Consider the following 16,101-nt stretch of genomic DNA (forward strand, 5'->3'; position numbering starts at 1 on the left):
AAAAATATAAGAGCCTGGCTACAAATCATATTGTAGTAAAGCCCTTTAAAGTTGTTTAATTTCTAACCATTTAAATGTGCTTGTAGACAAAAATTAATAATAATGTTGTTTAAATCTTGTTCAACTAAAGCACCCGTTAGTTCAATAAGAAAAAATTATCTATTATTATTAAAGTGGCCCACCTTCAAAACCAATAGGCCATCCATCGTTTTTAAATTTTACTTTATACTGAAACTCAAAGTGACCATCATAAATAAAAGCTAAACTAAACCCAGAAAATATATAATCGTCAAAATTAACCATCTTTCCAAAAAATATTGTGGATAGATAGTAGTTCTTCATTTCTTGATTAGGGAAGAATTTCTGTAAATATTTTAATGCACAGCTTATATGTAGATGGAGTTCATCGAATGTTTTTTCTGCCATTTCGATAATCTCCATATCGGGATTTTCATTATTCCCCTGAATAATAATCTCCACATCTTCCCATTCTCCGATATTAATACTATAAAACCACCGTTTTTGAATGAGATACTTCTCTTTTTCGTATACAGGGGGATTAACTAGTTTTAATTTTTTTACCTCATCTTTAGTTAACGGTTTATCAAGAATAAGCTTTTTATGCAAAATTTCTTTGATATTAGAGACAATATATTTAGATTTGTTTAATTCTAAAGAGTCCATTTTCCACCTCATAAATTATAAAATAAAGTAAATTCCCCCTTAAGTATATCATCATCCTTATTCAACTATCCTGCACCGTTAATTCAATAAGAATTAAACAACTTTATTATCTCTTAACATCAATCTCGCTTCTTTTCAATAACCCTGTTATTTATATTTTTTCTCTACGCTTCTCTTTCTAGGCCCCTCATTTTTAAGTTTATATAATAAATGAATCTAAATATTAAAGGAAAGAACAAACCTCCTGATATCAACGATCCAATAAATACAGTATCAATAAAAGAAAGAATCCCAAATAATAGCATTCCAAAAAAATAAAATACAACTGCACTCCAATAAATAAAACGTGGAAACTTAGTTTGGAGCGAATCACCTTTTTCACACGGTTTCCCAAATAACAAATGAACGAATTTAATCAACATAATCACTTCTCCATATAATTGTTAATATTCTTTTCTTCTTAGAATTGAACATAAATCACATACCATGTACCACCCATATTCACACATTCCTTACTTTGTTTTATCCCGCTTTAATGGGCAGTAAGACCCCCACCTCAAAATGCAGCGAAAGCAAAGAAGTTAGGTGGGGGGCGGGCTGCCCATTAAAGTCCGATTGGTGAGGGATGATAATCAGTGGGGGATGAAGAAAACCCCACTGATTAAAGTTTCACTTTATTTCTCGTATACTTACTTTAGATTCCGAGATGAAATGTAAGGCTAATGTCCCTCCAATACACTGCAAACTAATTTGTTGTTCCTACTCTCTAATTATACCATTACAATAATTTTCATAGTTCATTTTTAACGGAATATTCCGATTCGAATTAATAAATGATATATTAAAAAATAAAAAGGAAGCTAGAGTTCTCTACCTTCCTTTTCTTATTTTTATATTTCCACACTTTCTTTCCCTTTTGCAACGTAACTCATATCTCCAACAGACTCAACTGTGTATGTTCCATCTTGATATACAATCTTCGTCACGCTAGCATTTTCCACTCCAAGTTTTGTTTTGCTACTGTCTAACATTTCTATTAAGGTAGTAATCAAAAGCCCATGAACGACAACTAAAACGTTACCGCCACCATTTGCAGCAGATTCTTCACTAATTTTATCTATCTCTGTTTTTATACGAGTAGAAAACAATTCCCAATCTTCCGCCTGTTTTGTCGGATCTGCTACTCTAATAAGATTAATCACTTCTTGAATAGAAAGCTTCAAGAGTTCTTCTGGTGATGCAACGCCTGCAGCTTTTCCAACCACATCCCACATATTCTCAAGTTTTTCACCTTCAAAAATACCGAAATTTAATTCTCGCAAATCTTTTCTTTGCTCAAGTTTTAATTTTGATTGCTCACTATATTTTAATACTAAATTAGCAGTTTCAATTGCGCGGCCGCTATCACTACTATATGCATTCATAAAATGAATATCTTTTAATCCTGTTCCTAAATTTGTGGCAACTTCAACACCTTTTTCTACTAAAGGAGAATCTGCCCAACCTTGCGCGCGATGATTCGTATTTAATATTGTTTTACCGTGTCTTGTAACATATAACGTCACTACATTCTCATTGCTATCTGTTTCTCGCTTATTCATTTCATTCTCTCCCTTTACGTTTCTATATCAATTTTAACACCTCAATTATTCATTGAGCAAAATATACGTCAGTAGATCCGCTTAATAAAAAAAGCTATCTTTCTGTATATCCATACAAAAAGATAGCATCTTTTATGATTACATTTCTTAACCGGTACTCCTACTCAGCAAAAGCACTCGAATATTGTACAATTCCTTCTACACCTCGAAGAGAATTTTCTGTTAATTCCATTATCATAAATACCTCTTCAGGCACTTCAAACGGTGCTTTTACATTCCACTCACTTGCTTTCTTAAAACCAAATTTCGGGTAGTACTCTGGATGTCCTAATACTACAACTGATCCGTATCCAAGTTCTTTCGCTTTTTCTAAAGCAGCCGTGATCAGTTTTCCGCCAATTCCTTTCTTCTGATGGCCCCTAGCAACTGACACTGGTGCAAGTGCTAGCGATTCTACAGAAGTTCCACCTTGTTCTATCGCAATTTTAGATAACATAATGTGACCGACTATTTCCTCATCTACTGCAACGATTGATAACTCCGGAACAAACGCGTCACATTCTCTAATACGTTTTACAAGTTCATGTTCTGTTTTATCACTAAATTCTTCAAGTGAAAATACTTCTTTTACGACTTCTTCTGTTTTTCTATAATCATTTTTTTGTTCTTGTCTAATCGTTACCATTTTAACTTATCCTCTATTCTTTCTTATTTCTTTTTGAATTTTACGCAGTGCTTTTTTCGATCCGCGCTCAATATCGTGTTGCATTTTTCTTTCTTTATAATCAACAAATAGTGTATTTAAATCGTATCCTTCTGGGTATAATTCTTTCGCTGCTACCTCTAAAGTAATACGTTTTACATTTACTTCAACGAATTCACCGTTATAATATACAACAACGTTATAAAAATTATCTTTTTCCTTATAGATGATACCAAAATCATCATAATCTAATAAATTCACACGATCGCCGATTTTGTACTCATAATGAAATTCTCTTTTTTCTTGTACAAATTTCGGTTTTCTAATTTTACTTTCATTCACTTTTTCTAAAGCGTACTCTTTATTTCCCATGTACTCTTTCGCTCTTTTCAGCACATGTTCTTTTACGCTCATTTTATTCGCAATCCAAAGTGCATTACTTTCTCCTGATTTTCCGATAACTAATTTATAAAGCGGCTCTAGCGTTTCACTATTAAACTGCATCGCTGCATTCATAAAGTCATCGTGCATTTCTGAGAATCGTTTAATTTCTCCGTAATGCGTACTCGCAACGGTAATACATCCCGCAAGGTACAACTCTTCTAAAATAGATATTGCAAGTGCTGCACCTTCATTCGGTTCTGTACCGCTTCCTATTTCATCAAATAAAAGTAACGTATTATTATTTGACATCCTCATAATCTCAGAAAGATTTTTCATATGAGATGAAAATGTACTTAGTGCATTTTCGATACTTTGATTATCACCAATATCTACAAATACATTTTCAAAAATAGCGATTTCTGTACCTTTATCTCCTGCAATATGAAGACCTGACATTGTAGCTAATGTTAACAATCCAATCGTTTTTAATACAATTGTCTTTCCGCCCGCATTCGGCCCTGTAATAATTAAACTACGATACTCTTGACCAATTTCAAAATTTAAGGGTACAACTTGCCCTGTTAAAAGCGGATGCTTACAATTCACTAAATGAACGTAGCCATGATCATTTAACTTCGGTTCTATTCCATTGATCGATTTACTAAACTTCGCTTTTGCAAATACCATATCATACTGACTAATTAGCTCCATGTTAATCTTTATACTATAAATGTTTTCTAACACCATTCCTGATAAAGTCGCTAAAATTTGATATTCTTCAACCGCTTCTTCTGCTTTCAAACCCGCTAGTTCCGCATTCAATTTCGTAACCGTATGCGGTTCTATAAATACAGTAGAACCTTTTGCCGAGGCTTCAATAATACTTCCAGCAACTTGGTTTTTATAGGAAGATTTAATTGGAATCGTATAACGGTCATCCTTTTTACTAATAAAGAATTCCTGAATGAATTTCTTATTTGCACTACTATTTAAAAACTTCGTTAAACGTTCTTTTATTTTCCCATCTACAGAATCGATATTATTTCGAATTCGTTTTAACTCTTTACTTGCAGCTGCATCAATACTATTTCCTTTAATTGAAAAGTTAATTTCCTCTTCAATACTTTTATATTCAGTCATTGAATTTGCATAAGAAGCTAATACTGGTGCAAAAAATTCTTTATCTAACATAAACTTTTTAATCTTTCTACATCCGCGTAAAAAGTCTGAAACACTGACTAATTCTTCTGGATCTAAAATCATCCCTTTTTCTAATTTTTGAATTGTACTAGCAATATTAGAAATGCCGAAGAAAGGAACATGCCCTTCTGCATCTAATATAGCTCGTGCTTCTGTCGTTTCATTCAACCGATTTCTCACTACTTTTATACTCGTACTCGGCTCTAATTTGTTTAATAATTCCTTACCTAATCCACTTACACAATAAGATTTCACTATATCCTTTAATTCGTTATATTGTAGCTTTTCAAAAGTCATCGTATTCATTTTGTTTCTCCTCACTATGATTGATTTTTATCATAAATGAAGATACCTACTCATTAGATTCCAATGAGTCATATATAAAATCCCATAATTATACAATAAAAACATATACAAAAAAGCTGCGGGGATACCGCAGCTTTTACATTTACAAGGCATTTGTAATAACATATGAGGAAATAAGCCATAAAAAAATAGATGGCAGTCCCTTATTACACGCTTTATAAAGTATTGTAGGTATCTTCATAGGTTTTGAAATAAATGCATGACAAAATTAGGGGTATGATGTACATAAAAATCCCCTGGTCTTATCCGATTTATTTCATTAAATTTTTCCTATTTAGTACCTACCGCACTCACAAAAAGCACCTCTCATTAATTTATATTATAGTCATTGAAATCTAATTTACTGAAATCATCATACTATATGTTTTGTAAGAAGTAAAGGTGTCAAACTATTTCCTTGCAGACTGTAAAATGTTCATATAATCAACCTTTTTCTCAAGGGTCTTTTTCGCATCTTCAGCCGTTACTATATAATCTACAGGAATATTTTGTAGTACATCCTTATTAATATTTGGCAACTGAATCGTTATATCTTCTACATTACTTTTACTATTTTCAATCGTTTTATTAAATTCCTGAATACTTCTTGCAACCCCCGCTAATGTTTCCATATGTACAGAATTGTTTACATCTAAAACAGTATTACTTTTAAAAACTGCCGTATAATACTGTTGCAAATTTTTCTTCGCTATTTGTTCCTCAGTATTCTTATCGGAAACATTATCCCCAGTCTGCATTTGATCAAAAGTAAATATAGTGTTTTTCTCTCCATAATATGTATTAAATCTTCCTTGTAAATTATTTGCTTCCTTTTTCTTTTCATAGTTATCATTATTTACTTCTGGAGAGATTTGCCCCTCGAAGTACAGTTGAAATTGCAAGTGTGGTTCATCGACTTGCTGCACAGTAACTATCCGCCCCTTTGGACCAAGGAAGTCCTTTCCGTTATCCAGAGTTTCAACTCCGTTTAATTTAACAACCATACCATACTCCGATTTTGTATAACTTTGTGCTTTTTGTTCAATTTCTTCATTGGATATATCACATGATGTTAATAGTAATAAACTAAACATTATACTATATTTCATTATTGTTCTTTTCATATTGCCTCTCCTTTTGCTACTACCACCTATACAGAAATGTGCCTATGGATTTTAAATTACGATTTATATAAAGAACTTCTTCTAAAAAGCGCTACATCAAACTATCTTCGCTAACTTGAATAATAAAAACTCATCATCTTGCTTTAGAAAACACTAATAACCACAAGTATAAAAATACCCATTAACTATCATTTTATGATAATAGTGTAATTTTGCATTATAATAATTTTATCGTAAAGCAAATATAATATCTATTAAAATCACATTAAAAACATACTAATATTTAGTTCTATAGCAATCACAGTAAGGAGATGTTCCTCGAGTACGAATAAGATGACATTATTTATTCCAATGCATCTCTTGGTGTTTCAAAAGCCGACTAGTTCATTTATAAACATAAAGATTTAGGAAGGATAACAATATAAAAAGAAGAGGAAAACTTATATTTCCCTCTCCTATTTCATCACCAAATTACTGCTGAACATATATGGAAACTGATCCTCCACTTACTTGGAATTGTCCCCAACCATCCTTATTAATTGTTACAGTATTTGTTTGATTACCCGTAATATCGTACCATACTTCCCCTGCGTTATTCTTTCCAACATCCATCCACTTTGCCCCTCCTGGTCCATCAGAGATTAATGTTGCTAAACCAGAATTAGCATGTACACTATCACCTTCTCTTGTCCAGCCAATCACATCTGGATGATCAAAATAATCACGTTGCGTACCATATGCAAAGTTTTTTCGTGCCGTCAAAATCGGATCAATTTTATCCTTTAACGCTGGAATTTCATAGTTACTATTTCCTTTTGTACCATAGTAATCACCATAGAAAACAGAAGGATACCCCTCTGCACGCGTTAAAATAAATGCATATGCCAGCGGCTTGAACCAAGGGCTCACTACAGATTCCAATGACTGACCAGGCTGTGAATCATGATTTTCAACTAGAGTAACCGCAAGTGTAGGATGATTCGCAACTACCGTTCCTTTTAAAATATTTCTCATATCATAATTTCCATTTCCTTTTGAAGCATAATGAAAATTATAATGAAGTGGTGCATCGAACACAGATTGATTATAATTAACCTTCGCTAAATAATTATTTAAAGTCTGGATATCATTTTGCCAATATTCAGCTACTGTAAACATTTCTTTCCCTGTTTGCTGTCTAACGTGATTTACCCAATCGCGCAAGTATTCATGATCAATATGTTTAACAGCATCTAAACGAAAACCATCTAAATTTAATTCATTCGCATACCACGTTCCCCATTTTTTCATTTCATTCGCAACATCTGGATGATCAAAATCAAGATCTGCATACATCAAATAATCATAATTCCCATTCTCGCTAGACACTTCCCAGTCCCATGCTTTACCTATGCCCCTAAATTTATAAATTCGGTTTAATTTCCTTCCTTCATCCCAATCCGTTCCATCAAAATGATACCATTTCCATTTGAAATTAGAATAAGAATCTCCACGCCCTGGAAAGTTAAATCCCGTCCACGCACTAATTTCATAATCACCTGATACTTCAATATTCCGATTACTCGGGTCTACCTCAACTGCTGTGACAGTTTCTGTATAATCAGCCCCACCTTTATGATTCATAACTACATCACCGTATACATTGATGTTTTTCTTATGTAAAGCGTCAATTGCAGACTTCAATTGTGCTTTCGTCCCATATTTCGTCCGCACTGTTCCCTTTTGATTGAATTCCCCCAAATCATATAAATCATATGCTCCATATCCTACGTCATTTTGCGTAGTTCCTTTATATGCAGGTGGTATCCAAACAGATGTAATTCCTTTTTCCGCTAAATTTTCAGCATCAGTACGCAAACGATTCCAATGATTTCCATCATTCGGAGCATACCACTCAAAATACTGCATTAACGTTCCATTGTTAACTGTGTCTGCATATGCTTTACTCCCGTCATATATACTAGGTAAAAACATAACAACTGACAATCCGACTATTGTTATTCTTTTAAACATCTGTACACCATCCCCTTCCAAGAAAGCGTTTGCATAGTTTATCAGAATTATTATAATATTCGTCCCACCGTTAGTAAAGTAGCAATCTCTCACTCTCTCATATTATTTTTAATCTAATTTCAAATATTCAACGTAGTTTTAATTTCACATCCTATTCAAGATTGTTTACAATTTACCTATAAAAGCATAACGGAGGGATTTCGATGACAGACTTTCAAAAACAATTTTTCGCACGATTACATATAGAAGAAAAAGACACAGTTTCATTTGAAGATTTATCTAACATTATGTACGCAATGGCACAAACTGTTCCTTTTGAAAACTTAAATATTCTCGAAAAGAATTTTAAAGAAATATCAAAAGAAAATTTGAAAGAGAAAATTTTAGTAAATAACCGTGGCGGTCTTTGTTATGAACTCAACCCTACTATGTATTACTTCCTGAAAGATTCTGGATTCGATGTTCATCTCGTTTCAGGAACAGTTTATAACGCTGCAAACTCCATATGGGCTGTTGATTCTGGCCATATCGCAACCGTTTTAACACATCATAATGAACTTTATTTAATTGAAGTAGGATTCGGATCATACTTACCTCTTGCCCCTGTCCCTTTCTCAGGTGAAGTCATTCACTCTATTACAGGAGATTATCGTATTCGTAAAGAAATGACCGAAAAGGGAAACTACATTTTAGAGATGCGGAAAAACAATGAGTTCTTGGATCAATCTTCTGCTGATGATTGGACGTTAGGCTATGCATTTTATATAGAAGAAGTGGATGAAGAAAAAGCAAATACAGCACAAAAAATTATCGTTGAACATGAAGGATCACCCTTTAATAAAGTACCTCTTATTGTAAAACTAACTGAAGATGGGCATGCCTCTTTAACGAAAGATAGCCTTACAGTAGCAAAAAATGGTAAAAAAACGAAAGAAACCGTTACAGACATGCAATATACAAACCTTTTACATTCAAAATTCGGAATTACACTATAAGTAAGTAAGCCTTTTTATTTCAGCAGGGCTTTTCAATTTTCAGCAGGGATTTTTTGCAATTTGTTGTATTTCATAGTTATATAGAAATATAACTACATGTTTAGAAAGGAAATGATTATGACAGAACTTAAAGATCGATTACAAGTAGCTGATATAGAAAAATGGGATTTAACAGACATTTACCATACAATTGAAGATTGGGAAAGTGATTTTCATAAAATTGAAGTATTAACGAAGGAATTACACGAGTTTAATGGAAATATTCACGATGGCAATAGTTTATTAGCTTATTTAACGAAGAGTGAAGAAGTTTCTAGCATAATATCTTTAATGTTCGCTTATGCACGATTACAATCTGACCTTGATACACGCGATACTGACGCGCAATCTCTTGTCGATAAAGTATCACAATTACACGTGAAAGTAAGTGCAGCGAAATCTTTCTTTTCCCCCTTCTTACTTAGCATAGACGAAAACACATTACATTCTTACATAGAAGAAACAGAAGGCTTACAATATTATAAAGAAGACTTATTTGAATTATACCGTTATAAAAAACACGTATTAAATAAGGACCAAGAAGAAATTTTATCACAAATGGGTGAAGCTCTTTCTTCTCCACAGCACACATTTGGTATGTTAAATAATGCAGATATATTATTTGGTGAAGTGACGACTGACGATGGAGAAAAAGTGAACTTAACACGCGGAATGTATGCAAAGTTAATAGAAGATACGAATCGTGAAAAGCGTAAAGAAGCTTATAAAGCATATTACAAACCATATGTTCAGTTAAAGAATTCCATCGCATCTACTTTATCCGCTGCTATTAAAAATAATGTTACTGTTTCGAAATTAAGAAACTATCCATCAGCGCTAGAGAAATCATTATTTGGCGATATGGTTCCGAAAGAAGTATATGAAAACCTAATTGATACAACGAAAAAAAACATTCAAACATTACATACATACAATGAAATTCGAAAAGAAAAATTAAACGTAGATGAACTAAGACAATACGACTTAGGCGTCGATTTAGTAGAAGGTGCAAAACAAGACATCCCATATAGTGAAGCATTTGACATTATGATTGCATCACTAGCTCCTTTAGGAGAAGAATATATTGAGACATTAAAAAGTTTTAAAGATAAAAGATATATAGACGTAAGAGAAACACCAGGGAAACGTTCTGGTGCTTATAACTTTGGTGTATACGGCGTTCATCCTTTCATTCTTTTAAATCATCACGATGATTTAAACAGCCTGTTCACTCTTACTCATGAATGCGGTCACGGTATGCATACGCACTATTCACATGGATACCAACCAAGAATTTCTGCACATTATTCTATCTTTGTCGCAGAAGTCGCTTCTACAGTAAATGAAGTGTTATTAATTCACTATTTATTAAAAGAAGCAAAAGATACGAACGTGCGTAACCATTTAGTTAACCATTTTATTGAGAAATTTAAAGGTACTTTCTTTACACAAATTATGTTTGCAGAATTTGAAAAAATCACACATGAAATGGCTGAACAAGGTAAACCATTACATGCACAAGTCTTCAGTGAAATTTATGAAAAGCTATTTAAAGAATATAACGGTGATTCACTTGTATTTGATGAAGAAGTAAAATACGGATGGGCTAGAATCCCTCATTTCTATCGCCCGTTTTACGTATACAAATATGCAACTGGATTCGCATCTGCCATTCAAATCGCTGATAAACTATTAAGCCGTGATCCGGATGCTCAGAAAAATTATATTGAATTCCTTAAAGGCGGAAGTTCAGACTACCCATTAAACTTATTGAAAAAAGCTGGCGTCGATTTAACAACGCCAGAACCGATTGAAAGTGCATTAAAACAATTCACTCAACTTGTTGAGGAGTTTTCAACATTATAAAAAGCATGCAGAGTATATACTCTGCATGCTTTTTATTTGAATTACTCTATTCTATATGCTGCTGCGTCACACAATGAATCATACCACCGTATGCATACAATTCGTTAACATATATACCGACAATTCTTCTCCCTGGAAATTGACCTTCAATGATTTGAAGCCCTAATTTATCATGTTCATCACCGTATATAGGTACCAATACAACTTCATTACCAATGTAAAAATTTAAGTACGATCCTTTACAATCTGCTTCTTTTACCACTTTTCTTGTTACTGGTACTGGAATGAGCTGAAATGGCTTTCCATCTATATTTTTCGCTTGCCGCAATTCTTGATAATGCTTTTCGTACGCCTCCAAAAGGTATGGCTCTCCTTCATCGAAAAGATCATATTCATACAGTATCGTATTTTCATTTACAAACCGTGCCGCGCCATCAATATGATAATCCGTATCTTCATCATAATTATCTTCTCCGCGTATACCAGTTATCCATATAAAATTTGTTACTCCTAAATATTTCGTTAACTCCATTTCAATTTCTTTCTGACTTAGTGTGGGATTTCGATTTTCATTTATAATAGACGTTTTCGCCGCCATTAAGGTCCCGTTTCCGTTTATCTCAATTCCCCCACCCTCTAGACAGACACTAGATTCAACTTTTGGAATACGATACATTTCACTTATTTTATTCGGAATATTAGCGTCTTTTTCGTACGGATATTTATTTCCCCAACCATTAAATATCCAGTGCGTTAGGCAGCGATTCCCTTCCTTATCCGTTACAAAGATTGGTCCCTTATCTCGTATCCAAATATCATCAGTTTCTTGAATTAAGAAATCAATTTTATCCATATTTACATTAGCTTCAATTAACTTCGATTGGACATGTATTTTCTCTTCTTCATCACATACAACAATATGGACATTTTCTCCATAGTGAAGCTCCTTTGCCATCGATATCCAAATATCATCTAACTTAGCTCTGAAGCCTTCACCTCTATGTGCTTTATCATGTGGCCATTGGAGCCATGTACCTTCATGTTTCTCCCATTCCGCAGGCATATAAAACAAACTATTCTCTATATTTCTCATACGTGTTCACCCCTTATATGAATGTACGTACAGTCTATACTTTGACATCGTGTTAAGGTCAACAGGAATATCTTCATTTACTTGTAGCAACTTTATAAGGTGATTCTTTACTTCTCCTTTTTATTATGATAAATTGCTTTCATACATAGAATAAGGATTGACATAATGTTAATGTCAATCCTTATTCTCATTCTATTTTCGTAACTAGAAAACAAATTTGTGTCACATACTCTTCTGCTAAACAATCACATTCAGGTCCCTTTATATAAACCTCATATGGCGAATTAATTATTACATACCCATTTCTTTCAATCCATTCTTCTAACGCTATATAAGCGTAACCTATATAGTCGTAACTTCCATAATGCATAGTAGTAACGATATGATGTGGACTTAGTTGTTTCATTTCATACTCTTGTGCTACGTCTTCATCATTCCCCTGCATAACCGGAATTCTTAACTCAATATCACTGTTACTTGGAATATATTCTTCATCATAAAAGACTGCAGATGGAGAACCAACTATTTGAAAGTTATTTTTTTGTACCTCTTCATATAAGTCATAAAAATAATCATCCATATCATCTATATCTATTTTTACTCTTTGAGTAATTAACGTTACTTCGTTCCTCATTCCCATTAATATATCGTAACTTCTATGGCGAGCAATATTTAGACTACTATTCACCATTACCATTTCATTCATTTCTGAAATAACCTGTAAATTTTGTTTCACTTCCTGAGACAACTCGATAATTTGTGATTGTATATGTTGAACAAACGAATCTTGATCCGATGACTGCAAAACAATTTTAATTTTTGGAAGAGGAAATTTATACTCCCTTAGCTTTTTTATTTTCAGCGCTACTTCCAGTTGCTCTTGTTCATAATACCTATACCCATTAACCGGATTCACATATGCCGGTTTTAATATCTCCTCTTTGTCATAATGTCTTAACATCCGCGTACTCATTTTACAAATCCGAGAAAACTCAGCGATGGTATACATATCAATACTCCTTGAATATATTTTCTTTTCATTACTTATTTATTAAAACCAATCAAAAATCTTCTTCATTGAAAAATTTCCATTCTGATTTTTCAATCTTCTCATTTTCGAAGGTAACAAATGACTTGGACAATACCACGTTAAACAATTCATCGCGCCCCCCATTGTTGATATTTCTCCTACATGAATTTGAATAACTTGTTTCTCCGTATACTGTTGAATATATCGTAAAACTTCCTCATCTTTAGCTAGTCCAAACTTAGGAACATAAAGAGCATCACATGATTCTAACATATTTATATACAACCCTTTTGCCGATGCTATCTCTTGATCATATTGTCCTTTCTCTGTATATGATGAAGGAACAACTATAAATTCAGCTTCTGGCATTTGTTCTTTAATAATCTCTTGAACACTATATGTAAATTCATGATCCCCTAAAAAATCACTAATAAACATTGTATGTTCATCAATAAATTTAACCATTCCGTCTGCGTGTGCTAGTACATCCCCTTCTTCAGCAGGAATAATAATAACTCGGCTCACATCTAAATCCCATTCTAACTGCTCAATAATTTCCTCTTCTGTCCAATCATCGTTATCATCAAATATGCGTTCTGTTAATATTACAGTATCTTTTTTATTCCAAATAAGATTACCACCATCTAATATTAATGGGGATTTTACATATTCAAAGTCATTCTTTTTCAACCATTTATTAAATTGTTGATCTAAATATCGCCCTTGATCATCTGGCAAATAATTTGGTCGATATTTAAATTTAACTAGATGATTTGTGACAACCGGTGCAACATCTCTTAGCCAAATATCATCATACTCAAAACAGCTCGTATGAAAGTCTTGTTCTTCAACAGATAAAGATATAAGTTGATCCGCAATTGATTTCTTTTCATTTAAACATTCATTAAAGTAAATCAAGTCTTCATAAAATGGTTGATAATATTCATTTGATTCGTCTGGTATTGCAGTAAAAATAATGCCATTATGTTTTTGTTCCATATTATTCATCTCGCTTTTTAATAGTAGTTACATAACTGATTTTACAAAGCCAACTATTCCTAAATTTATGTCTTTTTTCGTTACAACTCATGCAACATGTACATTTTATGAATGGATTATAGCATGGAGAAATATTATATATTTATAAAAAAAATATAAGGCTGACGTTAAGCCTTATATTGACTCTTGACAAGTTTTTTTAATACCGTATTTTAAAACAACAATAAATGATTAAATGATAACTCGATTCATTACCATCCAATTTCAGTTCTTGTATAAACTGAATGACTTCTTTCATAAGAAACACACTTAGAATAACCCCTAAGCAAATTAAAGTTACATTTAAAATGTACTGTAAAACGATAGGGAAATACGAAAACACTATTTTAAAATTCTTTAACACAAACATTTTTCTCCTTTACCATATAAAACGAAAAGCGAATATACACTATAATTAATTTATCATTATATTAAAATTTTATTATTATAAATAATAAGGAACGACAAAATAGGTAATAAGATTCCACCTATTTTGTCTATATAGCAGAACAACGAAATTACAATCAATTACTTCAATGCAATAGGTTGTTGTTGTGTCACACAATGAATCATACCGCCGTTTTTATACAACTCTCTCACATCAATACCGACTACTTTATGACCTGGGTATAACTTCTGAATCGTATCGTTTGCGATTTTATCATTCGGATCATTATAATTAGGCACTAATACAACTGTATTTCCGATATAATAATTGATATATGACCCCTTATAATCGAGAGTTTTTCCATTTTCTAAAGCAACCTTTTCTTTACTAAGCGGCAAGTATTCATACTTATATTTCTGTCCTGAAGCATTTTTTGCATCTAACAATGTATCCATATCTTTATTAGATAAACCCCATTCGGCTAGGTCATCTTCTTTCATCGTTACAATGGTAGATTTATTATGGAATTTAGCAAATCCATCAATATGAAAGTCCGTAATATCTAAATTAGGTACTCCGTCTAACCAAATAAAGTTTGATACCCCAAGGTCACTTATATATTTTTCAATCTCCTTTTCTGATAAATCAGGATTTCTATTTTTATTCGTCACCGCACTTCGAGTTAATAAAGCAGTCCCATTGCTGTCTAATTCAATTGCGCCGCCTTCAAGGACAAATTTTCCCCAATCAACTCTTTCAATTCCTGATTGTTTACTAACATTTTTACGTATTTGAGCATCATTTTTATACGGTGTTTTCTTCCCCCAACCATTAAATGCTGGATCTAATATTTTGAGATTTTTATTGCTGTCATAAATAAAAATTGGTCCACTGTCCCTTGCCCATACATCATCAGTAGGCGCGATAAAGAAATCAATCTTCTCCATATTTAACCCTTCATCTGTTAAAAGGTTATTGATTCTTTCTTTTTCTTCCTGGTCATATGCAACAATGTGGACTTTCTCACCCTCAGTTAAAGCACTTGCCATCTTAACCCAAATAGGTTCAACTTCCTTCTTATACTCTTCACCATATGTGTATTCATGTGGCCATTGCAGCCATGTACCTTCATGTTTATCTTTTTCATCTGGCATCGTATATTTCCCAGCATTTTTCTGTACCTCTACTTTTTCCCCTTCTTTCCCTTTAACATTTTCATTGTTCCCCTCAAAAGAGCATCCACTAATAATCGTTGTAGATAATGTAGCTATTAAACAAAACTTTATTGCTTTTTTCATTTTTTCAACCTCCTGTTCTTGTCTCCAATAATGTAAAGCTTCACATAGTGTGAAGCTCAAGCTTTTTTATCAATGTAAAAATTACCAATTGTTCTTTGCATTACTTAACATTTAACTACCTATTTAGATTTATTCAAATGCCAATCGCCTTTCTTACCTATTTATCCCGCTATTTATGGGCAGTAAGACCCCCACCTCAAAATTCAGCGGAAGCAAAGAATTTAAGTGGGGCCCTGTTGCCCGTAAAAGCCCGATTGATGAGGGCTTCTACTCAGTGGTGGATGAACAAAGCCTCTCCAC

The 16,101-nt window shown here is 33.0% G+C and carries 13 protein-coding genes; 2 read left to right on the top strand and 11 right to left on the bottom strand.

Annotated elements, in window-relative coordinates; translation table 11 throughout:
• Window positions 1-168: 168 nt before the first annotated feature.
• The 7 genes from D1166_RS23765 to amyS all read right to left on the bottom strand — a co-directional run bounded on the left by D1166_RS23765 (window position 169) and on the right by amyS (window position 8,054).
• A complete protein-coding gene (locus tag D1166_RS23765; protein WP_030026782.1) occupies window positions 169-684 on the bottom strand; it encodes a hypothetical protein in 516 nt (171 codons plus the stop codon).
• Window positions 685-848: 164 nt separating this feature from the next.
• Window positions 849-1,106, bottom strand: a complete 258-nt coding sequence (locus D1166_RS31900) for a hypothetical protein (protein WP_000905656.1) — start codon at window positions 1,104-1,106, stop codon at window positions 849-851.
• 468 nt (window positions 1,107-1,574) lie between these two features.
• Window positions 1,575-2,285, bottom strand: coding sequence for a histidine phosphatase family protein (locus D1166_RS23775; protein ID WP_001042050.1), 711 nt, complete (start codon window positions 2,283-2,285; stop codon window positions 1,575-1,577).
• A 160-nt stretch (window positions 2,286-2,445) separates the two neighbouring features.
• A complete protein-coding gene (locus D1166_RS23780) occupies window positions 2,446-2,970 on the bottom strand; it encodes a GNAT family N-acetyltransferase (protein WP_047386565.1) in 525 nt (174 codons plus the stop codon).
• Window positions 2,971-2,976: 6 nt separating this feature from the next.
• Window positions 2,977-4,878, bottom strand: coding sequence for an endonuclease MutS2 (locus tag D1166_RS23785; protein WP_001095189.1), 1,902 nt, complete (start codon window positions 4,876-4,878; stop codon window positions 2,977-2,979).
• Window positions 4,879-5,327: 449 nt separating this feature from the next.
• On the bottom strand, window positions 5,328-6,041 hold the full coding sequence (locus D1166_RS23790; protein WP_000831441.1) for a hypothetical protein: 714 nt from the start codon (window positions 6,039-6,041) through the stop codon (window positions 5,328-5,330).
• Window positions 6,042-6,512: 471 nt separating this feature from the next.
• Window positions 6,513-8,054: an alpha-amylase gene (amyS, locus tag D1166_RS23795; RefSeq protein ID WP_000476400.1), complete on the bottom strand. Its 1,542-nt coding sequence runs from the start codon at window positions 8,052-8,054 to the stop codon at window positions 6,513-6,515.
• A gap of 203 nt (window positions 8,055-8,257) precedes the next feature.
• Between amyS and D1166_RS23800 the strand changes: the two genes are divergently transcribed.
• Together D1166_RS23800 and pepF are read left to right on the top strand one after the other, a co-directional pair.
• Window positions 8,258-9,049 carry an arylamine N-acetyltransferase family protein gene (locus D1166_RS23800; RefSeq protein WP_000129195.1) on the top strand — a complete coding sequence of 264 codons (792 nt, stop codon included), beginning with the start codon at window positions 8,258-8,260 and terminating at the stop codon, window positions 9,047-9,049.
• A gap of 117 nt (window positions 9,050-9,166) precedes the next feature.
• A complete protein-coding gene (gene pepF / locus D1166_RS23805) occupies window positions 9,167-10,954 on the top strand; it encodes an oligoendopeptidase F (protein WP_000137545.1) in 1,788 nt (595 codons plus the stop codon).
• A gap of 46 nt (window positions 10,955-11,000) precedes the next feature.
• On the opposite strand, the gene D1166_RS23810 is transcribed toward pepF, so the two are convergent.
• From D1166_RS23810 to D1166_RS23830, 4 genes are all read right to left on the bottom strand, one after another.
• Entirely contained in the window at window positions 11,001-12,047 is a 1,047-nt protein-coding gene (locus D1166_RS23810) for an agmatine deiminase family protein (protein WP_001244181.1), read from the bottom strand.
• Window positions 12,048-12,234: 187 nt separating this feature from the next.
• Entirely contained in the window at window positions 12,235-13,056 is an 822-nt protein-coding gene (locus D1166_RS23815) for a MerR family transcriptional regulator (RefSeq protein ID WP_000287984.1), read from the bottom strand.
• A 42-nt stretch (window positions 13,057-13,098) separates the two neighbouring features.
• A complete protein-coding gene (locus D1166_RS23820; RefSeq protein WP_000435521.1) occupies window positions 13,099-14,076 on the bottom strand; it encodes an agmatine deiminase family protein in 978 nt (325 codons plus the stop codon).
• A 567-nt stretch (window positions 14,077-14,643) separates the two neighbouring features.
• Window positions 14,644-15,801 (bottom strand): agmatine deiminase family protein, encoded by a 1,158-nt coding sequence (locus tag D1166_RS23830; protein ID WP_000709177.1) that lies wholly within the window; start codon window positions 15,799-15,801, stop codon window positions 14,644-14,646.
• Window positions 15,802-16,101 lie beyond the last annotated feature (300 nt).

Source organism: Bacillus sp. ISO11, from assembly GCF_003458115.1.
Taxonomy (GTDB): Bacteria; Bacillota; Bacilli; order Bacillales; family Bacillaceae_G; genus Bacillus_A; species Bacillus_A cereus.